23 protein-coding genes are annotated in these 24688 nt (G+C 63.3%); 13 read left to right on the forward strand and 10 right to left on the reverse strand.

Annotated elements, in window-relative coordinates; all coding sequences use genetic code 11:
* The first annotated feature begins 6 nt into the window (after positions 1-6).
* From DKK67_RS10255 to DKK67_RS10270, 4 genes are all read left to right on the forward strand, one after another.
* Positions 7-762: a metal ABC transporter ATP-binding protein gene (locus tag DKK67_RS10255; protein ID WP_204355772.1), complete on the forward strand. Its 756-nt coding sequence runs from the start codon at positions 7-9 to the stop codon at positions 760-762.
* A complete protein-coding gene (locus DKK67_RS10260) occupies positions 752-1573 on the forward strand; it encodes a metal ABC transporter permease (RefSeq protein WP_111496251.1) in 822 nt (273 codons plus the stop codon). Before DKK67_RS10255 ends, DKK67_RS10260 begins: the two co-directional genes overlap by 11 nt.
* Positions 1574-1617: 44 nt before the next feature.
* Positions 1618-2178: a gamma carbonic anhydrase family protein gene (locus tag DKK67_RS10265; RefSeq protein ID WP_111496851.1), complete on the forward strand. Its 561-nt coding sequence runs from the start codon at positions 1618-1620 to the stop codon at positions 2176-2178.
* A 64-nt stretch (positions 2179-2242) separates the two neighbouring features.
* Positions 2243-3631 (forward strand): dihydroorotase, encoded by a 1389-nt coding sequence (locus tag DKK67_RS10270; protein WP_111496252.1) that lies wholly within the window; start codon positions 2243-2245, stop codon positions 3629-3631.
* A gap of 74 nt (positions 3632-3705) precedes the next feature.
* Here DKK67_RS10270 and dksA read toward each other — a convergent pair whose 3' ends face one another.
* The 7 genes from dksA to DKK67_RS10305 form a co-directional block, all read right to left on the reverse strand.
* Positions 3706-4110 carry an RNA polymerase-binding protein DksA gene (gene dksA / locus DKK67_RS10275; RefSeq protein WP_228160566.1) on the reverse strand — a complete coding sequence of 135 codons (405 nt, stop codon included), beginning with the start codon at positions 4108-4110 and terminating at the stop codon, positions 3706-3708.
* A gap of 23 nt (positions 4111-4133) precedes the next feature.
* Positions 4134-4364 carry a hypothetical protein gene (locus tag DKK67_RS10280; protein ID WP_111496254.1) on the reverse strand — a complete coding sequence of 77 codons (231 nt, stop codon included), beginning with the start codon at positions 4362-4364 and terminating at the stop codon, positions 4134-4136.
* Positions 4365-4445: 81 nt separating this feature from the next.
* A complete protein-coding gene (gene hisI / locus DKK67_RS10285; protein WP_111496255.1) occupies positions 4446-4865 on the reverse strand; it encodes a phosphoribosyl-AMP cyclohydrolase in 420 nt (139 codons plus the stop codon).
* Positions 4862-5761 carry a GTP cyclohydrolase FolE2 gene (folE2, locus tag DKK67_RS10290; protein ID WP_111496256.1) on the reverse strand — a complete coding sequence of 300 codons (900 nt, stop codon included), beginning with the start codon at positions 5759-5761 and terminating at the stop codon, positions 4862-4864. The genes hisI and folE2 overlap by 4 nt, the downstream gene beginning before the upstream one ends.
* 232 nt (positions 5762-5993) lie before the next feature.
* Entirely contained in the window at positions 5994-6758 is a 765-nt protein-coding gene (locus DKK67_RS10295) for a pyrroline-5-carboxylate reductase family protein (RefSeq protein WP_111496257.1), read from the reverse strand.
* A gap of 79 nt (positions 6759-6837) precedes the next feature.
* Positions 6838-7668, reverse strand: coding sequence for a type 2 periplasmic-binding domain-containing protein (locus DKK67_RS10300; RefSeq protein WP_162628817.1), 831 nt, complete (start codon positions 7666-7668; stop codon positions 6838-6840).
* 55 nt (positions 7669-7723) lie between these two features.
* Entirely contained in the window at positions 7724-8689 is a 966-nt protein-coding gene (locus tag DKK67_RS10305) for a LysR family transcriptional regulator (RefSeq protein ID WP_111496852.1), read from the reverse strand.
* A gap of 270 nt (positions 8690-8959) precedes the next feature.
* Here DKK67_RS10305 and DKK67_RS10310 point away from each other — a divergent pair, with 270 nt between their 5' ends.
* From DKK67_RS10310 to DKK67_RS10320, 4 genes are all read left to right on the forward strand, one after another.
* Positions 8960-10465 (forward strand): flavin-containing monooxygenase, encoded by a 1506-nt coding sequence (locus tag DKK67_RS10310; protein WP_111496259.1) that lies wholly within the window; start codon positions 8960-8962, stop codon positions 10463-10465.
* A complete protein-coding gene (locus DKK67_RS10315; protein ID WP_111496260.1) occupies positions 10462-12153 on the forward strand; it encodes a GMC oxidoreductase in 1692 nt (563 codons plus the stop codon). Before DKK67_RS10310 ends, DKK67_RS10315 begins: the two co-directional genes overlap by 4 nt.
* 128 nt (positions 12154-12281) lie before the next feature.
* Entirely contained in the window at positions 12282-12458 is a 177-nt protein-coding gene (locus tag DKK67_RS21605; protein ID WP_162628818.1) for a hypothetical protein, read from the forward strand.
* Positions 12459-12639: 181 nt separating this feature from the next.
* Positions 12640-13407 (forward strand): tyrosine-type recombinase/integrase, encoded by a 768-nt coding sequence (locus tag DKK67_RS10320; protein WP_111496261.1) that lies wholly within the window; start codon positions 12640-12642, stop codon positions 13405-13407.
* Here DKK67_RS10320 and DKK67_RS10325 read toward each other — a convergent pair.
* Entirely contained in the window at positions 13404-14339 is a 936-nt protein-coding gene (locus DKK67_RS10325) for a LysR family transcriptional regulator (RefSeq protein WP_111496262.1), read from the reverse strand. The two genes, DKK67_RS10320 and DKK67_RS10325, sit on opposite strands and share 4 nt — an antisense overlap.
* A gap of 122 nt (positions 14340-14461) precedes the next feature.
* On the opposite strand from DKK67_RS10325, the gene DKK67_RS10330 reads away from it, so the two are divergent.
* The 4 genes from DKK67_RS10330 to DKK67_RS10345 all read left to right on the forward strand — a co-directional run bounded on the left by DKK67_RS10330 (position 14462) and on the right by DKK67_RS10345 (position 20493).
* On the forward strand, positions 14462-15919 hold the full coding sequence (locus DKK67_RS10330) for an NAD-dependent succinate-semialdehyde dehydrogenase (protein ID WP_111496853.1): 1458 nt from the start codon (positions 14462-14464) through the stop codon (positions 15917-15919).
* 27 nt (positions 15920-15946) lie between these two features.
* The gene (gene gabT, locus DKK67_RS10335; protein ID WP_111496263.1) at positions 15947-17224 is read left to right on the forward strand and encodes a 4-aminobutyrate--2-oxoglutarate transaminase; all 1278 of its coding nucleotides are present in this window, start codon (positions 15947-15949) and stop codon (positions 17222-17224) included.
* Positions 17225-17570: 346 nt separating this feature from the next.
* Positions 17571-18851, forward strand: coding sequence for an NAD(P)/FAD-dependent oxidoreductase (locus DKK67_RS10340; protein WP_111496264.1), 1281 nt, complete (start codon positions 17571-17573; stop codon positions 18849-18851).
* 124 nt (positions 18852-18975) lie between these two features.
* Positions 18976-20493 carry a Na+/H+ antiporter NhaC family protein gene (locus DKK67_RS10345; protein WP_228160569.1) on the forward strand — a complete coding sequence of 506 codons (1518 nt, stop codon included), beginning with the start codon at positions 18976-18978 and terminating at the stop codon, positions 20491-20493.
* Positions 20494-20857: 364 nt separating this feature from the next.
* Here the strand turns inward: DKK67_RS10345 and DKK67_RS10350 are convergent, their stop codons facing one another.
* Together DKK67_RS10350 and DKK67_RS10355 are read right to left on the reverse strand one after the other, a co-directional pair.
* A complete protein-coding gene (locus DKK67_RS10350; protein ID WP_111496266.1) occupies positions 20858-21601 on the reverse strand; it encodes a glutamine amidotransferase-related protein in 744 nt (247 codons plus the stop codon).
* 66 nt (positions 21602-21667) lie between these two features.
* Positions 21668-23017 (reverse strand): glutamine synthetase family protein, encoded by a 1350-nt coding sequence (locus tag DKK67_RS10355; protein WP_111496267.1) that lies wholly within the window; start codon positions 23015-23017, stop codon positions 21668-21670.
* A 246-nt stretch (positions 23018-23263) separates the two neighbouring features.
* On the opposite strand from DKK67_RS10355, the gene DKK67_RS10360 reads away from it, so the two are divergent.
* Complete coding sequence (locus DKK67_RS10360) at positions 23264-24655, forward strand: aspartate aminotransferase family protein (RefSeq protein WP_111496268.1); 1392 nt, start codon at positions 23264-23266, stop codon at positions 24653-24655.
* Positions 24656-24688: the final 33 nt, after the last annotated feature.

The following is a 24688-nucleotide window of genomic DNA, read 5'->3' on the forward strand; positions in this document are numbered from 1 at the left end:
ATCACTATGGACGGGCTGTCGATCCGGTTTGCCGGAAACACGCTCCTGCACGACGTGAACCTGGCGGTCGATCACCGCGAAATTGTCGCGATTCTCGGGCCGAACGGTTCCGGAAAAACGACCCTGCTGCGTACCTTGATCGGTGCCATGTCGCCATCGTCGGGAACGATCTGGCGGCGGCCGGGTATCCGGCTCGGCTATGTACCGCAGCGCCTGTACATCGACGATACCCTGCCGATGACCGTGAACCGCTTCCTTTGCCTCCCCAAACGTCATTCCGCCGGAAAAGTCGCCAACGCGCTGGCAACCGCCGGACTTGAGGCCCACGGCAAGCAGCAGTTGGCCACATTGTCCGGCGGGCAGTTCCAGCGGGCGCTTCTGGCCCGCGCGCTATTGGACGAGCCGGATCTGCTGTTGCTGGACGAAGCCACCCGGGGCCTTGATTTTGCCGGCGCCAAAGCGTTCTACCAGCAGATCGACCGGGTGCGTGATGCCTTCAACTGCGGGGTCTTACTGATCAGCCACGAGCTGAACAGCGTCATGCAGGTCGCCGACCGGGTTATTTGCCTGAAAGATACGATTCGCTGCGAAGGCTCGCCGGAACAGGTGGCCGGCTCCGAGGCATACCGCACCCTGTTCGGGATCGATCAACAGGCCGGGCCCGAACACCTGGCAGGGGTCGATGGGCCGGGCAGCCGCGCTCCAGTCTACCACCTCCACCCGGTCGCAAACCCGGACAAGGGGCGTCAGGATGCTCGATGATTTCATGGTCCGGGCGACGCTCGCCGGCCTCGGCGTGGCCATTGCCGCCGCCCCGCTGGGTTGTTTCGTGGTATGGCGGCGCATGGCGTATTTTGGAGACGCTACGGCCCACGCCGCGGTGCTCGGGGTGGCCCTGTCACTGGCGCTGTCCACGCCGATTTTCGGCGGTGTGCTGGTTGTTGCGCTGATCATGGCGCTGCTGGTGTCGTTCCTGAGCGACCGCGGCTACGCGATGGATACCCTGTTGGGCGTCATGGCCCATTCCGCCCTGGCCTTCGGGCTGGTGGCCGTCTCTTTCTTGCAGGGGATCCGCATCGACCTGATGGCCTACCTGTTCGGCGATATCCTCGCGGTCGGGCCGGAGGATCTGGCGGTGATCTGGGGCGGCGCGGCGCTGGTGATCTTTCTGCTGGTCATTCGCTGGTCGGCGCTGCTGACGACGACGCTGAATCCCGATATGGCTTACGCCAGCAACCTGTCCCCCAAACGCGAGCAGCTGATTCTGACGTTATCGCTGGCCATTGTGGTGGCCGTTGCGATCAAGGTGGTGGGCGTCCTGCTGATTGCTTCCATGTTGCTGCTGCCGGCCGCCTCGGCCCGGCCTCTGAGCCGGACCCCGGAATCCATGGCCCTGCTGGCGGTGGTCTTCGGGTGCGTCGCGTCGGTCTCCGGACTGCGCGCGTCCTATGCGATGGACACACCGACCGGGCCCACCATTGTCTGCGTCGCGGCCCTGCTCTTCGCCGCCACAGGCTGCATCCGCCTCTGTCTGCGCCACTGCCGATCACCGGGGCAACGCCGTAACCTATGACGCCATAAGCGGTGCTCCACAACACGTCAGCCTACGAGGCCAAAATGATTCGCAAAAACCCCAGCGGCGATCTGCCGCAAGTGCATCCCCAGTCCTTCATCGACCCGACGGCCATCCTCTGCGGCAAGGTGATCGTCGAAGAAAACGTCTTCATTGGTCCCTACGCCGTCATCCGTGCTGATGAAGTGGATGCCGACGGCCGCATCGAGCCGATCGTCATCGGTGCCCATTCCAACATCCAGGATGGCGTGGTCATCCACTCGAAGTCCGGCGCCGCCGTGACGATCGGGCAAAACACCTCCGTCGCTCACCGGGCCATCGTTCACGGCCCCTGCATCGTGGGAAGTTCCACCTTCATCGGCTTCAACAGCGTTCTGTTCAACTGCTCCATTGGCGATGGCTGCGTCGTCCGGCACAACGCGGTTGTCGACGGATGCGACCTGCCGGCCCGCTTCTACGTGCCGTCCACCGCCCGGATCGGCCCCGAGACCGATCTGGCCGCCATGCCGTCCGTCTCTGCGGACGCCAGCGAGTTTTCCGAAGACGTAGCGCGCACCAATAACGAGCTGGTCAACGGCTACAAGGCCATCCAGAACGAATTCTGACTTCGCCGGGCGGGCTCCGGCCTGCCCACAGCTCCCAACTCTGCCGTCAAACAGGAACAACCCTATGTCACTGGCCACCGACTTTTCCCACCGTATGACCCGACACCACGCCGACCTCCTGGTTCGTGGCGGCACGGTCCATACGCCCAACGGCGCTGAGCGAATCGATATTGCCTGCCTGGACGGGCGCATCGTTGCCCTGGGTGATCTCAGCCCTCAATGGCAGGCCGGGGAGACCATCGACGCCACAGGACTCGACGTGCTGCCGGGGGTGGTCGACAGTCAGGTCCACTTTCGAGAACCCGGCATGACGCACAAGGAAACCCTCGATGCCGGAACACGAGGCGCCGTACTGGGTGGTGTTACAACCGTGTTCGAGATGCCCAACACGCAGCCGCTGACATTGAGCGCCGCCGATCTGCAGGACAAGCTGGACCGGGCAGACGGTCGCGCCTGGTGCGACTACGCCTTCTACATGGGCGGCTCAGCCGTCAACGCGGACCAACTGGACAGCCTGGAAAATCGGCCCGGCTGCGCTGGGATCAAGGTTTTTATGGGCAGCTCCTTCGGCGACCTGCTCGCCGACGAGGATGCCACGCTGCGACGCATCCTGAGTCACGGTCGCCGGCGCGTAGCCATCCACGCCGAGGATGAAGCTCGCCTCCGGGATCGCTACGAGCGGGTCCGCGCCAGCGGCGATGTCCGTGAGCATCCGGTCTGGCGCGATGCCGAAAGCGCCCTGAACGCCACGTGCCGGATCGTACGACTGGCGGAAGAGACCGGGCGCCGCCTGCATATTCTGCACGTGTCGACGGGCCAGGAAATGGCCTTCCTGGCGCAACACAAGAACCGCGTGAGCGTGGAGGTCACACCGCATCACCTGTCGCTCAGCGCGCCCGATTGCTATGAGCGGCTCGGAAGCCTGGCGCAGATGAATCCGCCGGTGCGCGATAAGACTCACCAACACGCCTTGTGGGAGGCTGTCCGAACAGGGGTCGTCGACGTCATCGGCAGCGATCACGCGCCGCACACCCTGGAGGAAAAGGCCAAACCCTACCCGACCTCTCCCAGCGGCATGACCGGCGTGCAAACGCTGTTGCCGATCATGCTCGATCACGTCAATGCCGGGCGCCTGAGTCTGTCGCGGCTGGTGGACCTGACCAGCGCCGGGCCCGCGAGGCTGTTCGGTATGGAACGCAAAGGCCGGATCGCCGTGGGTTACGACGCGGACCTGAGCATTGTCGATATGGAGGCTCGTCGCACCATCAGCAACGACTGGATCGCCAGCGTCTGCGGCTGGACGCCTTACGACGGGGTCCGTGTGCGCGGATGGCCGATGCACACGATCATTCGCGGGCGCACCGTGGTGAGGGATGGCGGGCTATGCAAGGCGACGCCCTGCGGCGAACCGGTTCGCTTCCTGGAAGCCGATACCCAAACCTATCGGGCATAAGGCGTTATCAGGCCGGAAAGCGGCCCCGGCCGCCTGGTGGTCGCTCGCAACCAGACGGGGCACCGGTCCTTTCGTCAATGTCGAAACAGGGTCTCTCGCCGCTCGTTCAGGGCCTTGACCTCGGCGCAAAGCTCGGCCGTCGGGCGTGTCAGCAGGCGGGGAATACCAATGGGCTCTCCGGACTCCTGGCAATACCCGAAATCGCCGGTGTGGATGCGTCGCAACGCGGCATCAATCTTGGGCAACAGTTTTCTTTCCCGGTCCATGATCCGCAAAGCCAGGCGGGACTCTTCCTCATAGGCGGCCCGATCCGCGTCATCGTTGTTTTCCGGCGGATTGGCCAGCGCCTGTCGGGCGGTTTCGACACCGTCCATCGTGTCCTGCCGCAAGCGTTCCAGTAACGCCTTGAAATAGGCCAACTGGTCGGCATTCATGTAGTCCGACTCGGGCGCGGCTTTGAGGTCTTCTTCGGTGAGCATGGGCTTGTCCTGTTGCATGTCCGTTAGTCGCCTTCCACCTCATCCAACTCGGACAAGGCCCGCTCAAACCAGGCGATGGATTGCTGCCTCTGGGCCTCTCCCCACCGCTCGACGAAGCGGCCGGTCATATGGTCGCTGGAATCGTGCAGCGCCTTGAGGCGCTGCCGGCAGAAATCCCGGGTCAACGCGATACCACAGTCGATCGTGATGCAATGCTTCCATTCCTGATAGGTCCGCGGGATAACGTCCTGCATGATGGTTTCCTGTCTGTTGCGTCCTGTGTTGCGGCTTGCCCCGTGGCTGCGGGCCATGGGGTAGCTGAACCTGAGAAGGGGTCAGTCCTGATGTGGAGAGGGAGGCATGGTCGGGTGCACGGACAGCGTCTGATCGAAGCCGACAACCCGGTTGTAAAAACAACTCTCCCGAAGCGTGTGACAGGCCGGGCCCAACGTATCGACCCGCAACAGGATGGCATCGGCATCGCAGTCGAGACGGGCCTCCACGAGGCGCTGCCGATTGCCGGAACTTTCCCCTTTGCGCCACAGACGCTCGCGCGATCGAGACCAGTAGCACACCCAGCCGGTTTCCAGGGTTTCCGCCAGCGCTGCACGATCCATCCAGGCCAGCATGAGGACGGCCCCGTTGTCATGATCCTGGGCAATCGCCGTGATCAATCCCTGTGCGTTCCAGTTCAACGACGCCAGGTTCACCTGAGTCGCATCAGCCCCCTGCTCCAGCGTTGTCCAGATACTCATGGGCGCCAGTTCCATTCGCTGCGGGCTACGGCATCGTGGGCGTGCAGGCTTTCAAGGTGAGTCACCCGCTGGCGGAAGCCTTGCACCACCGGAATCCGGCGAAGACGTGCATCGATCCTCCTTGCGGCGTCTTCACAGAACATCAGGTTCTGGCCATTGGCAACGGCGAAAGCCTGCTCGTCGATCCGCTTGACCGCCGTTTGCAGGGGCGTGCCGAGCTCTTCTTCAACCCCATCAACAATCTCCTGGACGGGTAAGATCCCAGGATCGTTGGCAAGGTGCAGCGACATCTCGGCAAGACTGCGCTGGCTGTGCGGCGTGGCCCTGATCCCGTGTGTGCTGCCCAGCCATTCCAGGACGGCCTGCCGGCCGGGTGATGCATCGTCGGGAAAATCCCGCTCAAACTGCTCCTGGATGGCCTGCCGTGCCAGGGCCGCGGAACACGGGCAGGTCGAGGAGTAACCGATGGACAGATCCAGCCTGAGATCCAGGCGAGCGTCACGTAACGAGGCACTGACCTTGAACGGGTAACCCTTCCAGCCCGACAGAGGGCTCAGCAGGGCTGGCCGACGCAGCAATAGCTCCCCCGAAAAAGACAGGAACGCGCTAGACGACAGGCCAGCCTGGCTCTCCAGGAAGGCCCTCAGCACGGACTCGATGGCCGATCCATCGAGCTCGGCCTCGGCCAGTGCTTCCAGCGCCAGGTACAGGCGCGACATGTGGATGCCCTTCGCGGTCGGATCGTCGAGACTGACGCCGACATCCACCTTCACGTCGACCGGCCGACCTGCCAACCGGGCCGGAAGATCGATTTTTTCCATCCCGACCCACTCCAGCCTTCCAGCATTGGCAATGGACTCGGTGGCAACGTCGACAAGGTCTTGGTCTGCGGGCATGGCAGCTCCTCAGCTCTGGGTGGACGGCATGTTCTTGCAACCGCCGATCTCGGCGGTCGGCTCGATGGGACGGTATGCGACCGAACCTTAAAGATATGTTATAACATAACTTTAAAGAGATATAAAATCACCCAGACTGTCTTAACGATTGGCTGACGCCACGTCCCCGGGAAACCGGGGCAGCGGTCAGGGTGCGCCTGCCCCCTGACCAAGGACAGACCTTCCGGGCTCTTTAGCCATCCAATGAATCCTTGATGAGCTGGCAGGCGTCTTCCCAGGCGCCAAAGGCATCCCTGGCTTCCAGCGCGTCAAGCCCGTCCCGGGTATAGGTGCCGGGCGTGGCGATCGAGTCGGAGATACCCCGCAATGATCGCTCGGGAAACCCGGCGGCCAGCCCGGTCGCGCCGCGCATGGAGTGAACCACCAGTTCCCGCGCCTGCTCCGGACTCAGGCCCTGACCGGCGAACCAGTCGCTCAGCCGGTCGAGAAAGGCGTAGGTCCAGCCGTTGACGCAGGCCGCCGTCGAGGCCAGTTCAAACGCCCGTTCCGCATCGAATGCAATCAGGCGCCCCAGCGGACTGAGCAGCTCACGCGCCGTCGCTTCGTCGGGGAACAGCGGAACGACGCCTTCCCCGACTTCGGCGCAGGCCAGAGGCAGGGTTCGCACGACACGGGCCGGGCCGACACGCTGGCGAATAGCGTCCAAAGAGACGCCAGCGACGCAGGAAATCAGCAGGTGATCGTCGCGTAACGTCAGCGTATCGAGCAGCGCGTCCAGGTGCTGCGGGCGCACGGCCAGCAGGATCACGCGGCATTCGTCGGCCACCGCCTGGTTATCCGGGGCGATCTCACAGCCGTGTGTCTGGCGCAGGGCTTCGCTGGTCTCCCGGTTGCGCGGGGAAAGCCGGATGGTCCGGTTGTCGCCTGCCTTGCGCAATCCGGCCACCACGTAACTCGCCAGGTGCCCCACTCCCAGAATGCCGAGTGCCTCTGTCATCGTTTCTCCTCACGCTGCGTAACCATTCGGAAAAAGAGTCTACGCGGCGGGACCGCGGCCGGCCAGGCGGGCGAAGCGATCAGGACGCAGGCAGGCCCAAGCGGCCCAGGGTCTCCAGCTCGATACGGCAACGGTCAAAAGCGCGTTGATGGTCTTCCCGTTTGAACACCATTTTGTAGCGCGTCGGCTCGAACAGAGGGTTAACCGCCAGATCGCTGAGTGCCGGCCGGAGCCGGTCGTCCTGCGCAATCAGTTGCCGGTTGATGGCGGCCACAATGGTTGGGTCCGCGACAATCACATCCACGCGGCCACGTGCCAGCATTCTGGAATGCAGTCGCTGGTCGGTGACTTCCAGCACACTCTCGAAAGGCAACGAGCCCAGTCTCAGCAGCTCGTGCCCGCCCTTGAAGGTCACGGCTCTCATACCAGCCAGATCCTGCGGCGTTTCGATGGGACCCAGGCGCTTGGGGGAATAGATCACCGCGTTCTGGTAGGCAATGTAGGGCAAGGAGCCAAATCCACCGATCTGTGCGTCGAACGGCACCGTCATGACCGCGTCAATGGCATCGGACTGGGTGAAAGTCAGCAGGTGGCGCCCGAACGGCTGAACCCGAAAGCGGGTACTGAAACCGCAATGCGCGAGGATCTGGACCACGCGGTCACTGTCGCGGGCGGGTCCGAGCGGATTGACTTCGCCAGGCAGATCCGGGGCGGCGACGACGAGCGCGAGCGGCTCGGCGGGCGTCGCGGAGACCGGAGCGTTCGTCCCAATGCCCAGCACCATGGCCAGAGCAGAGACGAACGCCCTCGTGGTCCGGCCCGACGAGAGAAAACGACGCAGCCGGCCAAACAGTTCTTGAATGCACATATTGTTAAGGATGATCGAAACCGGTCGCGCTTGCCACTGCATTGTGGGCGGCCGTTCAGCCACAGACTCGCGCGATCTCTCAGGCCGATGTAATCTCTCAGGCCGACAGGAGCGGCGCGCCGGAATCGGTACGCGGGAACCACCCTGATTCGGAGGGCGGAGCGCCCAGGCGCTCGGCGAGAATGCCTTCCACCTGGTTGCGAATCCAGGTGATGGCCGGGTCCCGGTCGTGGCGTGCGTGCCAGATCAGGTAGATCGCGGTGGGATTAACCTCAAACGGCAGGTCGGTCTGCCAGAGTCCGTCGTCGAATCCGGGTTTGTAGCTGATCAGTGACGGCACCGCCGCGATCAGGTTGGACTCGCGCAGCATCTGCGGCACCACCGAAAAATGATTGACGGTCACCGCGATGCGCCGGGCCAGACCCTGCTGGTTCAGGTAATCGTCGACGAACCCATGGGCATCGCCGGACAGGGACACCAGCAGATGGCGCGCCTCCAGGAAATCGTCGAGCGTGACCGCCTCGCCCGCCAGCGGATGGTTCTCCCCCATCGCCAGCCGATAGCCGCCCTGATACAGGAACTGGCTGCGCAGGCTGTGGTCGTGCTGGGTCAGTACGCCAATTGCCAGATCCGTATGGGCTTCACGCAACGAGGTTTGCGCACCTTCCGGCGTGTAGGGCACAGCCAGCAGGTCGATTCCCGGCGCTTCCCGCTCCAGCCGTTCGACCAATGGCCGCCACAGGATCTCGATCATCACGTCGGTGGCCGCAATCCGGAACTGGCGCCTTGCCGTTGCCGGCTCAAAGCGCGTTTCGCCGACGGCGTTGGCCAGGTCGTGCATGGGCCGGTTGACCTGACTCCACAGGCTGTACGCATAGGACGTGGGTTCGATATTGCGCCCCTTGCGCACGAAAAGTGGGTCGTTCCAGATCTGGCGCATCCGCGACATGGCGTTGGACACCGCCGGCTGGGTCATGGACAGCCGTTCCGCCGCCCGGGTGACGGACCGTTCCGCCATGATGGCGTCGAAAATATACAGTAACTGCAATTCGTGGTTTTTCATCATCGCACGCAACGGTTGGATTGCCCGGAAATGCACAAGCCGCGCATCGGGCGTAGAAGAGTGAACGCGGTATGGAACCTCTACCGCATTGCCATTATGCCGCTATCCCACGGCAACCCGTTTGCTTGTTCCTTCCGTTGTTTTGCCTAATCCCCTTCATGACGTCGCAGCGGATCGTACAACCCCACCGATGTCGACTGTCCCCTCCGGCCATCGCCGGGACTGTCTGGACAACCTAAGCTACATCCATGACTGATTGCTTATGGAGTCATGATGGCGCACAAGGACTCGACACTGAACATTGTCATTATTGGCTCCGGCTTTGGCGGGCTGGGCATGGCCATGCAGCTCAAACGGGCGGGATTCGGGCATTTCACGATCCTTGAGAAAGCCGACAGCCTGGGCGGCACCTGGCGCGACAACACCTATCCCGGCGCGGCCTGCGATGTCCAGTCCCACCTGTACTCCTACTCGTTCGAGCCCAAGAGCGACTGGAGTCGAAAGTTCGGGCTGCAGCCGGAGATTCGGTCTTACCTGGAGCAATGCGCGGACAAATACCGCCTGCACGAGCACATCCGCTTCAACACGGAAGTCACCGCCGCCCGTTTTGACCGGGCGTCGGCGCAATGGCGTATCGAGACCCGAGACGGCCAGGAACATCGCGCCCACGTGCTCATCCCGGGCTGCGGCCAGCTCAATCAACCGGCCATGCCGGACATCGACGGCCTCGATCGGTTTCAGGGGCCCTTATTCCATTCCGCCCGTTGGGACCACGACGTGGACCTCGCCGGCAAGCGCGTTGCTGTCATCGGCACCGGTGCCAGCGCCATCCAGTTCGTGCCGCAGATCGTGCCCGAGGTGGCGTCACTCAAGCTGTTCCAGCGTTCCGGGGCCTGGGTGATTCCCAAGCCGGATCGGCCCTTCACCGGGTTCGAGCAGTGGCTTTTTGAGGCTATGCCCCTAGCCGACCGGCTGTACCGGGCGTTTATCTATTGGCGGATCGAGACCCGGGCCCTGGCGTTTACCCGCTTTGGGTTCCTGCTCAACGGGCTGAAATGGCAGACCCGACGCCTGGCCCGCAGGCATGTGCGCGATCCCGATAAGCGCGCGAAGCTGATTCCGGACTACCCGGTGGGCTGTAAGCGCATTCTCATCTCCAACGACTGGTTCCCGGCCGTGGATGACGACCGCGTCGACCTGGTGACGGACCCGATCGAATCCGTCGACGACAACGCCGTCATCACACAAGGCGGCGTGAGGCACCCGGTGGACGCCATCATCCTTGGCACGGGCTTCCGGGCGACGGATTTCCTGACGCCGATGACCATTACCGGTCTCGACGGCCGCGATCTCAACGCCGTCTGGAAGGACGGCGCCGAAGCCTACAAGGGCATCAGCGTGGCGGGCTTCCCCAACCTCTTCCTGCTCTACGGGCCCAACACCAACCTGGCACACAGCTCCATCGTGTTCATGCTGGAATCCCAGATTCGCTATGTCATCAAGTGCCTGCGCCTGCTGCGTGATCCGGCCTTGCGATACATGGACGTCAAGGCCGATCGTCAGCACGACTACAACGCTCGACTGCAGGAGACGCTCAGTCACACGGTCTGGGAAGCCGGCTGTCATTCCTGGTACAAGACCGCTTCCGGCAGGAACACCAACAACTGGCCCGGTTTCACCTTCAGCTTCCGGCTGATGACCAGCAAACTGGAGCTGTCGGATTACGACCTGTACTCCGCCTATCCGGCCAACGAAAAACAAGGAAAACCGGCGTGACAGAGACCACTTACGACTACGACTTTATCGTCATCGGTTCCGGGTTCGGCGGCAGCGTCAGCGCCTTGCGGCTGAGCGAAAAAGGTTACCGCGTGCTCGTGATCGAACAGGGCCGCCGCTGGACGCCGGACAACCTGCCCCGCACCAACTGGCGCTTCTGGGATTACCTGTGGCGCCCGGCGCTTGGCCTTAGGGGCTTTCTCAGCCTGCGCCTGTTCCGGCATGTGATGATCCTCCACGGCAACGCGGTCGGCGGCGGCTCGATCACCTACGCCCAGACGCTGCTGGTGCCGCCGGATTCCGTCTGGCGCGACGGCAACTGGGCCGGGCTGGACAACTGGGAAACCGTCATGCCCGAGCACTACGCCACCGCCAAACGCATGCTCGGCGTCACGCGCAACCAGCGCCCCGCAGCGGCCGATGACCGGCTGCAGGCCATGGCGCGTGCCGGCGGCGTCGAAGACAGCTTCTATTACACCGATGTGGGCGTTTTCTTCGGCGACGAGAACGACCCACCCGGCACCGAATACACGGATCCCTACTTCGGCGGTGACGGCCCGCCGCGCCATTCCTGCATCGGCTGCGGCGGTTGCATGGTGGGGTGCCGCTACAACGCCAAGAACACGCTGGACAAGAACTACCTCTACCTGGCGGAGAAACGGGGGGCGGAAGTGCGCGCCGAGACCCGGGTGGTGGACGTGCGCCCGCTGGGCCAGGCGGACGGCGCCGACGGTTACGAAGTCATCACGGTGCCGACGTTTGCCCGGGGCGGAAAACCGCGTCAGCGCATTACCACCCGGCAGGTGATTTTCGCCGCCTCATCCCTGGGCACCCAGAGTCTGCTGTTCGACCTCAGGGACCGCGGTTCCCTGCCGCGCGTTTCCGACGATCTCGGCAAACGGGTTCGCACCAACTCCGAGTCCATCCTGGGCGTGCGCTACCCGGGCTGCGAGGACGACCTGTCGAAAGGGATCGCCATCGGCTCGGGGATTCACATCGACCGCTACACCCACATCGAAGCGGTCCGCTACCCGGACGGTTCCAACCTGCTTAGCAGCCTGCTGACGGTCCTCACGGGCGGCCGTCCTGGCCCGACGCGCATCGGCCACTGGCTCGGCGCCCTCGGCAAGCTGATCGCCAAACGCCCGGTGGCCGGGCTTCGCAGCCTGTTGCCCTGGCGTTTTTCACGGGAAACGGTGATTTTCCTGGTGATGCAGACCATCGAAGGCCACATCAACATGCGCTGGACGCGTCCGTGGTACTGGCCCTTCTCGAAAACCCTGACCAGTCACGGCGACCGGATACCCAGCTATATTCCCGAGGCCAACGCCTTCACCGAGAAAGCGGCGCAGGCGACCGGCGGCATCGGGCTCAGCTCGTTTTCCGAGATCACCTTTAACGTGCCCATGACGGCACACTGCATGGGCGGCTGCGCCATGTCGGACAGCCCAGCCACGGGGGTTATCGACGCGCAGAACCGGATCTTCAACTACCAGGGACTGTATGTGGTGGACGGATCCATGCTGTCGGCCAACCTCGGCGTCAATCCCAGTCTGACGATTACGGCGCTCGCCGAACGGGCCATGAGCTTTATCCCGCCCAAATCGTCGGCCTCTGCTGCGACCGTTGTCGACGTCATGATAGAGCCGGCGCCCGACACTTTGGGTGACAACGAGCCCGCGGAATAGAACGTGCCTTCACCCTGAGCGGCCGATCATTGCCAATGACTATCACACACATCGTAGGATCCGTCTTTCCACACCACTCCGAGGCCTTAGAATGGCGCCGTCAATCGATTAAACAGCTGGAGACCACGGTGGAACGCAAGATCCTCGTTCACATCAACGACCGCAACGAAGTGCATTTTCTCGCCGGCGCCGCCCAGGCCCGCGCGCTGCTGGACATCGGTGGCACGCCCTATGTCTACAACGACGCGGGAGAGCGCTTCCAGATCGAAATGCGCGGCGGCAAGGTCAGCCTCATCGGCGTCTGAGCGTGGGTGCACCGCACCCACTTCCCCAACCCCGCTGCCGATAATCGCCTGCCGATCCACTAACCGCCCGCTTACCGTAGGTCCTACAATAAATCGCTTAAAAACATAAACCTACGGAGATATTTTTAGATCGTGTGTTAACATGGTCGGTTGACGCCTTCATCACACGTCCGAGGTCACTATGCCCAAATCCGGCCAGGCACGGGTTTTAACACCGGAACAACAGCGCCACCTGTTCCAGGTGATTCGCGAACACCGCCACCCGGAGAAGAACGAGGCGATCATGCAGATCAGCTTCAAGCTGGGGCTTCGCGCGCAGGAAATCGCCCTGCTGCAGGTAAAGGAAATTGCCAAGCTCAACAGCACGGGCACCGATTTCGAGCTGTTGAGTGTGATGAGCCTGCCCGCGTCCTACACCAAGGGCGTGGGCGCCACGAGTCGTCAGCGCTATCAGCGTCGCACCATCAGCTTCGAGGTGGAGACGTTCGACCGGATCGTCCGGCAGATCGAAGCCCTGGCCCGCGCGGGAGCCGACATCCATCCGGAGGACTTCCACCCACCGGCCCGGCATCACAAGGGAAAATCCAGGGACCTGCCGCTGGTGGACGATGCATTGCGGGCGGCGTTAACCGACTACCTGCGCCTGCGCATTGAAAAGGCCGGCTCCCTGAAACCGTCGTCGCCGCTGTTCATAACCCAGAAAGGCGGCCCGTATTCCCCCAACACCCTCCAGGAACACATGGCGATGATGCTGCGACGCTGGGCTGGCGTGGAAAAGGCCAGCTCCCACAGTGGCCGTCGTTCGCTGATCACCCACGTAATCCATCGCCAGAAAAAATCGGTGAAAGTGGCCCAGAAGATTGCCGGCCACGTGAACCCCTCCACCACGCTGATCTACGAGGAGCCGCCCGAGGACGTGCTGGAAGACGCCCTGCGGGATATGGACTAGACACCCGAACGCGTCGTCTCTTCGGCCAGAATGTCCAGGAACAGATCCCGCGCCCGATTGGCCCGGCCGTGGCTGCGGGTAATGGCCGTGATCTCCAGTGCATACTGCTTGCTGTCAGGCACCAGCGCGCGCAGGTCACCCGAGACCACCTGGGACTCAACGTAGCTGTCCGGCATGAAGCCGATGTAGGCGCCGGACAGGATCATGGCCAAACGCGCCTCGTAGAAGTAGGAAATCGCCGCCTTGTTCATGTCGGCCAGTTGGGCGCCGACTTCGGGGCTGGTGTGAATGCCGGCGTGAACCACTTTGCTGGCCAGCACCCGGTCCAGGAGCTGCGGCGACGCCCCGGCGTCAAACAACGGATGCGCGCGGCTGCAGTAGAGGTGGCACTGATCCACGTAGAGGGTGCGGTAGTCCAGGCCGGACAGTTGTCGATGGCAGGGAATGAAGCCGATATCCGCCTCATCGTTGAGCACCATCCGCTCGATGTCGTTGAGGGCTTTGACGTCCAGCAACACGTTCACTTCCGGCGCCGCCTCCGCGAATCGGGCGATGGCGTCCGGCAGCCGCGAATGGGGGTCCATGCAGATGGCGTCGCTGGCGATAATCCTCAACTCACCCGTAAGACTGACGTGTAAGGCATTGACGCCGGAACGAAAACTCTCCAGGGCCGAAAACAGCGTTTTCATCAGCTCGTAGACTTCAATGCCTTCCTCGGTCAGCGAGAAGCCACCGCGTCCACGCCGGCACAGCTTCAGGTCCAGCCGCTCCTCCAGGTTGGCGATGTGGATGCTGATGGTGGATCGGCCGATGCTCAGCTCGCTCTCCGCCGCCGCAAACCCGCCGCACTCAACGACCGCCTCGAACACCTTGAGCAGCCGGATCTCGTAATCGCCCACCTGCCCCAGCTTGATCTTCAGGTCTTTCTTCATGCGCCCCGCGCCATTGTTTGAAAAGTATCAATCTATAAATGGAAACAACGTTATTTATCACACATTGGGACCAACCTACCATCGATACAAATCCACAACCCCGGATGGATAACGCCATGACGCTGAAAATCGATCATCCAGAGCTGTTCCGCCAACAGGCTTTCATCAACGGCCAGTGGGTCGATGCGGCCAAGGGCCACACCTTCCCCGTGTTCAACCCGAGCAACGGCGACAAGGTTGCCGACGTGCCGGACTTGGGCGGTGCGGAAACCGCCGCGGCCATCGACGCCGCCGATGCGGCGCTCAAACCCTGGCAGGCGCTGACCGCCAAACAGCGCGCCAATCTATTGCGCCGTTGGTTCGATCTGATCATCGCACACCAGGACGACCTGGCCCGCATCATGACCACCGAGCAGGGCAAGCCGTTCGCCGAGGCCAAGGGGGAAGTTGTCTACGGCGCCTCCTTCGTGGAGTGGTTCGCTGAGGAAGCGAAGCGCCTCTACGGCGACGTGATCCCGGCCCACGGCCCGGACAAGCGACTGCTCACCCTGAAGCAGCCGATCGGTGTGGTCGCGGCGATTACGCCCTGGAACTTCCCCATTGCCATGATCACCCGAAAGGTGGCCCCGGCTCTGGCAGCGGGCTGCACCGTGGTGATCAAGCCCGGCGAAGACACCCCGCTGAGTGCCCTGGCCCTGGCGCAACTGGCCCAGGAAGCCGGCATCCCGGAAGGCGTGATCAATGTACTCCCCACCCTGCAAGCGCCGGAAGTTGGCCGCGTGCTGTGTGAGGACGGCCGGGTGCGCAAGCTGTCGTTCACCGGCTCCACCCCGGTGGGCAAGCTGCTGATGCGCCAGTGCGCCGATACGGTCAAGAAGGTGTCCTTCGAGTTGGGCGGCAACGCACCGTTCATCGTCTTTGACGACGCCGACATCGACGCCGCCGTGTCCGGCCTCATCGCCTCCAAGTTCCGTAACGCCGGCCAGACCTGCGTGTGCACGAACCGCATTCTGGTGCAGGACGGCGTCCACGACGCGTTTGTCGAGAAGCTCAACGCCGCGGTGCGCGACCTGAAGGTCGGCGACGGCTTTGGTGAGGGCGTCACCATCGGCCCGCTGATCAACGACAAGGCCGTGAGCAAGGTGCGCCATCTGGTGGACAACGCCGTCTCCGCCGGCGCACAGATCGCCCAGCAGGACGCCGCCACGCCCGACTCCCCGAACTTCTACCCGCCCACCGTCGTTACCGGCGTGACCGCGGACATGGAGATCGCCCGGGAGGAAATCTTCGGCCCGGTGGCCACCGTGTTCCGCTTCACCGAGGAATCCGAGGCGGTGGCACTGGCCAACGACACCCCGTTCGGCCTCGCCGCCTACTTCTACAGCCGCGACATCGGCCGCGTGTGGCGTGTCGCCGAGGCGCTGGAGTACGGCATGGTCGGCATCAACGAGGGTCTGATCTCCACCGAGCTGGCGCCGTTTGGCGGCGTGAAGGAGTCCGGCATTGGCCGCGAAGGCTCCCGCTACGGCATCGACGACTTTGTTGAAATCAAATACCTGTGCATGGGCGGCATTCGCTAGGCCGGCCACATTCTGAGGAGAATTGATATGTCCAACGCATCCCTGCATCAGCGCCGCGCCGACGCCATGGCCCAGGGCCAGGGCGCGCTGCATCCGGTCTACGTCGACAAGGCCCGCAACGCGGAAATCTGGGACGTGGAAGGCAACCGCTTTCTCGATTTCGGCAGCGGGATCGCCGTCAACAACACCGGCCACAACCACCCCAAAGTCCAGGCGGCCGTCCAGGCCCAGGTTGAGCGGTTCAGCCACACCTGTCTGATGGTGACGCCGTACGAATCCGCCGTCGAGCTGGCCGAGAAGCTGAACGCCATAGCGCCGGGCGACACGCCCAAGAAGAGCATCTTCGTCACCACCGGTGCCGAAGCGGTGGAGAACTGCGTCAAGATCGCCCGCTCCTACACCGGGCGTCCGGGCGTGATCGCCTTCAAAGGCGGCTTCCACGGCCGCACCAACATGACCATGGGCCTGACCGGCAAGGTCAAACCCTACAAGGCCGGCTTCGGGCCGTTCCCGGGTGAGATCTACCACGCACCCTACCCGAACGCCTACCACGGCGTGTCCATCGAGGAATCCCTGGCTGCGCTGGATGACCTGTTCACCTGCGACATCGAGCCGAGCCGCGTCGCGGCGATCATCATCGAGCCGGTCCAGGGCGAAGGCGGTTTCTACCCGGCACCGGCGGAATTCCTGCAGGCCCTGCGCGCCAAGTGCGACGAGCACGGCATCCTGCTGATCGCCGACGAAATCCAGACCGGTTTCGCCCGCACCGGCCGCCTGTTCGCTACGGAGTACTCCGGCGTCGAGCCGGACCTGATGACCATGGCCAAAGGTATTGCCGGCGGCTTCCCGATTTCCGCGGTGGTCGGCAAGGCCGAAATCATGGACCAGCCGGGTCCGGGCGGTCTGGGTGGCACTTACGGCGGTTCGCCGATCGGCTGCGCCGCGGCCCTGGCCGTGCTGGACGTGATCGAGGAAGAGCAGCTGTGCGACCGGGCGCGCCAGATCGGCGAGCGCATGATGGGCCGCCTGCGCGACCTGCAGGGCCGCTATCCGCAGCGCATCGGCGACATTCGGAACCTGGGCGCCATGATCGCCATGGAGCTGGTGGTGGACGGCGACGTCAACCAGCCGGACGCGGAGCTGACCAAGGCGCTGGTGGGCGAAGCCCAGAAGCACGGCCTGATCCTGCTGTCCTGTGGTATTCGCGGCAACGTCATCCGCTTCCTGCCAGCGTTGACCATCACCGACGACCTGGTCGACGAAGGCATGGACATCCTGGCCCAGGCGTTCGACGCCCTGAGCTGATCCCGGGCCGCCGGCGTTTCTTGCGTCGGCGGCTTACCGAGCGCGGCTAACGGTTCCGCGCATTCCCTTTTTTCTGCACTCCACTTTTCCGCTCTCCTTTTTTCTGCGCTCCCGTTTTTATTTTCCGAAGCTCCCGATTCCGCACCAGACCGGTGCACCCAATGCAAACCCTGCTCCAGGGCGGCTCACAGCGCCGATACTTGCGCTCCAAAAATATACCCAGGGGGGTATATCACGGGTTTGTCACTGTCTCGTAACGTTGTAGTCAACTTAAAAAGCGAGCGAATCGACTCGCCACAGATTCAGCCAGCAAGTCATCCAGCAACGATTTTTCGGGAGCCAAACCGTGCCGAGCACTCACATCAATTCCTACTACGCGGCGTCGGCGAACGACACCAACGTCCGCCCGACCCTGCAAGGGCATGTCAAAACCGACGTCTGCATCATCGGCGCCGGGTTTACCGGCATGTCCACCGCCCTTCACCTGGCCGAGCAGGGCTACAAGGTCGTGGTTCTGGAAGGAAGCCGCATCGGTTTCGGCGCGTCCGGCCGTAACGGCGGGCAGATCGTCAACAGCTACAGCCGCGACATCGATTTCATCGAGAACCACTACGGCAAGGAAGTCGGCGCCCAGATGGGCCAGATGGCCTTCGAGGGCGGCCGCATCCTGCGTCGCTTCGTGGATCAGTACAACATCCAGTGCGATCTGAAGGAAGGCGGTATCTTCGCGGCCTGCAACAGCCGGCAGTTCGATGACCTGGTGGATCGCAAAAAGCTCTGGGAAGCCCATGGCCACACCCAACTGGAGCTGCTGGACGGCAACCAGATCCGTCAGCACGTCGGCACCGAGCGTTACGCCGGCGGCCTGATCGACCATTCCGGCGGCCACTTCCACCCGCTCAACCTGGTGCTGGGCGAAGCAGCTGCCGTGGAATCCCTGGGTGGCGTGATCTACGAGAACTCCCCGGCACTGCGGGTGCGCGAAGGCGACAAGCCGGCGGTGCACACCGAGGAAGGCTGCGTGGAAGCGGATTACGTGCTGATCGCCGGCAACGCCTACCTCAACGGTCTGCTGCCGAAGCTGGAATCCAAGGCCATGCCCTGCGGCACCCAGATCATCGCTACCGAACCACTTTCCGAAGGCATCCAGAAGCGCCTGCTGCCGAAAGACAACTGCGTCGAGGACTGCAACTACCTGCTGGACTACTTCCGTCTGTCCGGGGACGGCCGTCTGATCTACGGCGGCGGCGTCACCTACGGCGCCCGCGAGCCGGAGAAAGTCGAATCCCTGATCGTACCGAACATGCTCAAGACCTTCCCCGAGCTGAAGGGCACCAAGGTGGACTACGCCTGGACGGGCAACTTCCTGCTGACCCTGATGCGTCTGCCGCAGTTCGGGCGCATCGGCGGCAACGTGTATTACGCGCAAGGCTACAGCGGCCACGGCATCACCTGCACGCACCTGGCGGGCAAGGTGATCAGTGACGCGATCCGTGGCCAGGCGGAGCGTTTCGACATCTTCGCCAGCCTGCCCCAGCACAAATTCCCCGGCGGACGCGCCCTGCGTATCCCGCTCACGGCGATGGGGGCCTGGTACTACAACCTGCGCGACCAGCTCGGCATTTGATTCCTCCTGCTGAACAAATACAACCGCGTCGCAACCCGGCGAAAACGCGGAATCAATATGCCCAGAACTCCGCGGTGACGGCTCTCACCGCGGTTCCATAAAAAAGCAAGAGACGGGTAAGATAATGACAGATGACACGATGCGTACCGAAAGCGGGTTTTCCGCGCCGGACAGCGACCTGATGGACGCCGCGACGGTCCGAAAACCGCTCAACTCCATCCTGGCCTACGGCGCCATCCTGGCGGTTTTTGCCTGGATGTCCACCTGGCAGATGGACGGCGACACCTACGGCTTTCTGAGCCTGTTGCCCTCACTGCTGATCGTCGCGGTCGCCATCAAGACCAAGCGCCCCCTGGAATCCATCTTCGCCGGCATCATCGCCGGTTCCCTGCTGATCGACCCGGCCAGCATCTTCACCAGCCTCGGCGATCTGTCGATGAACGTGGTCCAGAACGAGACCATCGCCTGGATCGTGCTGGTCTGCGGCATGATGGGCGGCCTGATCAACATGCTGGAACGCGGCGGCAGCGTGCTCAGCTTTGGCGAGATGCTGGCCAAGCGCATCAAGACCAAGCGCGGCACCATGCTGACCACCTCGGCGCTGGGCCTGGCGGTCTTCATCGACGACTACCTGAACTCCCTGGCGGTCTCCGCCTCCATGAAGAACCTGACCGACCGTTTCAAGATCTCCCGCGAGAAGCTGGCGTTCCTGGTGGATTCCACCGCCGCGCCGGTCTGCATCCTGGTGCCGATCTCCACCTGGGCGGTCTACTTCGGCGCGCTGCTGGAAGAGAACGGCGCGGTCGCCGACGGCCAGGGCATGTCCCTGTACATCGAGTCCATTCCGTACATGGCGTACGGCTGGGCGGCCCTGATCGTTGTCTGGCTGGTGGCCATGGGCTACCTGAAAGACTTCGGCCCCATGAAGAAAGCCGAAGAGCGTGCCCGCAACGGCCAACCGATTCCGGACGGCGTCCAGAACACCGGTTTCGATACCAGTAAGGTCCGTCGCACCTCAACCACCGTGGGCCTTCTGAACTTCCTGCTGCCGATGGCCGTGCTCATCGCCGCCAGCGTCTACTACGAGATCGACCTGCTGCTGGGCGCGCTGGTGGCCTCCATCTTCACCATGGTGCTGTACTTCTGGCAGCGTCTGATGAGCTTCGGCGAACTGACCGACGCCATGCTGGATGGCTTCAAGGTGATGCTGCACCCGATCGCGGTGGTCTGCGCCGGCTTCATGGTCAAGGCCATCAACGACGAACTGGGTATGACCCCGTACATCATCGAAACCATCAGCCCGTACCTGTCTCCGGCGATCCTGCCGGCGCTGGTGTTCGCGACCATGGCCGCGGTGGTCTTCTCCACCGGTTCGAGCTGGGGTGTGTTCGTGGTGTCCCTGCCGATCGTGATTCCGATGGCCCAGGCAATGGACATGTCCATGCCGCTGACCGTCGGCGCCCTGCTGTCGGCCTCCGCCTTCGGCAGCCACGCCTGCTTCTTCAGTGACTCCACGGTGCTGTCGTCCACCGGCTCCGGCTGTACGCCGATGCAGCACGGCCTGACACAGATCCCGTACGCCCTGATTGGCGCGGCCCTGGCCTTTGTCTCCTTCCTGGTGATGGGTTTCTGGCTGGCCTGATGCCATCCCGTTAAAGGCACACGAAGCGGGGCTCGAAGGAGCCTCGCTTTTTTTTGCCTGTCGCAAGCCGCAATCGGCGCCTTTACCCGATCCGTTCTGCAGCCAACGCCTCCCGGTACGCAACGCCCAAGTCACAGCGGCCCTCCTTCCCTCTTTGCTCAAAGCGCCGGCGTTACTCAGTACGCCAGTGAGCCTGCCAGACCGGACTCTGTTGATGACCCTCTCAGTGCCCCGAGCGTTTGACGCCCTGCATAGACCGGTTGCCGGCACAACATCGCGAGCGCCAATCACCGGGCAAAAAAAACCGGCGCAAGGCGCCGGTCAAATGGAGAACCGCGATACCGCGGAGACGGGACAGAAACAATCAGGCGGACTTGGCCACCGCCTGCTGGCGAGTCAGGAACGAGGCCATCCAGTGCGCCACCGCCACGGAGTCGGTCCGGGCGGATGCCTGGCCGAGAGCTCCCAGGGCCTCATCGGCCGCACGCGGCGGAATCGGATCGGCCCGGCGCGACCGGACCAGATTGGTCTCGAAATCCACGTTGAATTCCGGGTGTGCCTGCAGCGTGAGGATCCGATCGTCGTACTGCAGGGCCGCGAACGGGCAGAACGCGGACGCCGCAACGACTTCAGCGTTGTCGGGCTTGCTCAGGACCTGATCCTGGTGCATGGCACTCAACTGGAATCGGCGGGCGTTCGGGTCCAGCCCCGGCACGGCCCGGTTCAGGGCGTAGCTGTGCAGCCCCACGCCCCAGCCACCGGGGTACTTGTTGACGTCGGCACCGAAGGCTTCGGCGATGATCTGGTGACCGAAGCAAATGCCCACCATGGGCCGGCCGGTGTCATAGATCGCCAGGATCAGCTCCTTGAGCTGCGCCATCCAGGGCGTCTTCTCATAAACGTTCGCCTTGGAACCGGTGATGATCCAGGCATCACAGGCGTCAGCAGACGCCGGGAAGACGTCGTCGCGGACGTCGTAAGTCTCGTAGGTGAAATCGTAGCCCGCCTGGCTGAACAGGCTGACGAACATGTCGGCGTAGGAACCGTATTGATCCAGCAAATCGTCCGGTGTGATGCCGGTGGCCAGTATTCCAATCTTCAGACTCATCAGGGACTCCTCGTGCGCGCCATTTGGGTCACGCACGTTTATAAAGGCAGATGTTGAGGGTGGCTATCAGAGCAGACCGAGATAGGCGTCATACTCCACATCCGAGATACGCTCGTTCAGCAGTCGGCGCTCCTGGCGCTTGGCAGCGGCGTAGACGCGCACGAACTCCTCGCCCAGGTATTCCCGCAGGATCTCGCTCTGGTCGAAGCGGTCGGTGGCTTCCGGCCATTCGCAGGGCAGCGGAAACTCCGGGTTTTCCTCAGCGTAGGCATCCCCTTCCACCGGCGCTGACGGCGCCAGCTTGTGCTCGATGCCGTAGAGCGCGCCGGCCAGCACCGATGCCAGCACCAGGTACGGGTTGGCGTCGGCACCGGCCACCCGGTGCTCGATGCGCCGCGCCACATTGGGGCTCTCCGGTACGCGCAGGGCCACCGTGCGGTTTTCGTAACCCCAACTGGCAAAGGTCGGCGCGTAGGCGCCCGGCATGAAGCGACGATAGGAGTTCAGGTGCGGTGCAAAAGTGAGCATGCTGTCAGGCATGGTCTGCATCAGGCCGGCAATGGCGTGCTTGAGCACGTCGCTGCCCTGCTCTGTGCCGTTGTCGAACACGTTGTTGCCGTCGGCATCGAGCAGGCTGAAATGCACGTGGAAGCCGTTGCCGCTTTCCTCCGCGTATGGCTTGGCCATGAAGGTGGCGGCATAGCCGTGACGACGAGACACGCCGCGAACCAGGCGCTTGAACAGGATCGCCTGATCGGCCGCGTCCAGGGGATCGGGCACGTGATTGAGGTTGACCTCAAACTGGCCCGGGCCCATTTCGGCGATGATGGTGTCGGCGCCGATGCCCTGGGTTTCGCAGGCGGAGCGGACGTCGGCGAAGAAGGCCTCGAAACCGTCCATTTCCTCCATCGCGTAGCCTTCGGTATGGGACAGGCGGCGCCCGTCACCGTCGCGCAGGGCCGGCGGCAGCGGGCGCTGACGGGTTTCCGCCTCAGCGTCCATCAGGTAGAACTCAAGCTCGGTGGCCATGACCGGCGTCAGGCCATGCTCGGCGAAGCGGTCCACGATCTTTTTCAGGACCTGCCTCGGGTCGGCGCCAAACGGGCTGCCGTCCGGATTGAACATCATGGCCAGCATCTGGTCACGCGGCGCGCTGGACCAGGGGACCGGCGTCGGTTCGTCAGAGACGGGCCTGCAGACGCCGTCGCTGTCGCCGGTCTCGAACACCAGGCCGTTGTCGAGCACGTCAGCCCCCCAGAAATCAAAGCCCATGACCGAACGGGGCAGTTTCAGCCCTTCTTTCATGACCTTCCTGAGGCCATTGGGCGGCATGCGCTTGCCACGCAGGTTCCCGTTCAGATCCGTGATGAAGAGGTCCAGGTCGCGGTTGTGGTCCTGTTTTTTGTTGATCGTCATACGCATCACTCTCGAATGCTTTTTCGAATGTCAGAACTTCACCATATCGGATCACCGAAACCGTGTATCTATCACCCGGGGGGTATTCTGAAGCCGCCCATGACGCCGCCTCCCGCCGATCACCCCTAACCCTTCGGGGGTATATCCCCGAAAACACGACATTTCTTATGGTAAGCGTGGATGTCTTTTTTGCCGGCCGCGGCGCTGACTGGGGCCGGCACTTCCCTTTCCTTCACGGAGGCAGTCATGCTGCACACAACAAAAGCAAACGGCACCGACCCGGCTGAAATCCAGGCCACCGACGCCCGTCACCACCTGCATCCATTTACCGACACCCAGGCCCTGAACGACAAGGGCTCGCGGGTCATCGATCGCGCCGAGGGCGTGCGCGTCTGGGACGCCGAGGGCAACGAACTGATCGACGGCATGGCCGGCCTCTGGTGCGTCAATCTGGGCTATGGCCGGCAGGAGCTGGTCGACGCGGCCTCCGAGCAGCTCAGAACGCTGCCCTACTACAACACCTTCTTCCAGAGCACCCACGCGCCGGTCACGCGTCTGGCCAAGGCCATCGCTGACATCGCGCCGGGCGACCTCAACCGGGTGTTCTTTGCCAATTCCGGCTCCGAGGCGGTCGACACCATGATCCGCATGGTACGCCAGTACTGGACACTGAAAGGCAAGCCCTACCGCAAGCTGCTCATTGCCCGCGACAATGCCTACCACGGCAGTACCCTGGCCGGCGCCAGTCTGGGGGGGATGGGGCCGATGCACGCCCAGTCCGCACCGCTGCTGCCGGGGATCGAGCGCATTCGCCAGCCCTACTGGTACGGCGAGGCCGACGGTCTGTCGGAAGACGAGTTCGGCCTGGCCTGCGCCCGGGCCCTGGAAGACAAGCTGCTGGAAGTCGGACCGGACAACGTGGCCGCGTTCGTCGGCGAGCCGATCCAGGGCGCCGGTGGCGTGATCGTACCGCCGGCCACCTACTGGCCAGAGATCCAGCGCATCTGCCGCAAGTACGACATTCTGCTGGTGGCGGACGAAGTCATCTGCGGCTACGGCCGCACCGGCAGCTGGTTCGGCTGCCAGACGTTCGGTTTCCAGCCGGACATCATGACCATGGCCAAAGGCCTGTCCTCCGGCTACCTGCCGATTTCCGCCGTAGCGGTGGGCGACCGGATCGCCGATACCCTGATTGAGTCCGGCGGCGAATTCGCCCACGGCTTCACCTATTCCGGTCACCCGGCCGCCGCGGCTGTGGCGCTGGAGAACATCCGGCTGCTGCGCGACGAGGGTGTGATCGAATCGGTCGCCTCCGACATCGGCCCCCACTTCCAGTCGAAGCTGCGCAACGTCCTCGGCGAGCACCCGCTGTGCGGCCACATCGAAGGGGTTGGCCTGATTGCCGGCATTGCCCTGGTCTGGGATCGCAAGAATAAGACCTTTTTCGACCGGGACGTGGGCACCCTGTGCCGCGATGAGTGCACGGCCGCCGGGCTGATCGCCCGCGCCTGCGGTAACCGCATCGTGCTGTCACCGCCATTGGTGATTCGCCGCGACGAGGTAGACGAGCTGGTGGACCGGCTGCGCACCGCCCTCGACAACACCTATGCGCAAGCGGTGACCGGTGTGCCGCAATAACGAAGCCGAAAATTGACCGGAACGGCGGGCCGG

It is taken from the genome of Marinobacter bohaiensis, from assembly GCF_003258515.1.
In the GTDB taxonomy this organism is placed as follows: Bacteria; Pseudomonadota; Gammaproteobacteria; order Pseudomonadales; family Oleiphilaceae; genus Marinobacter_A; species Marinobacter_A bohaiensis.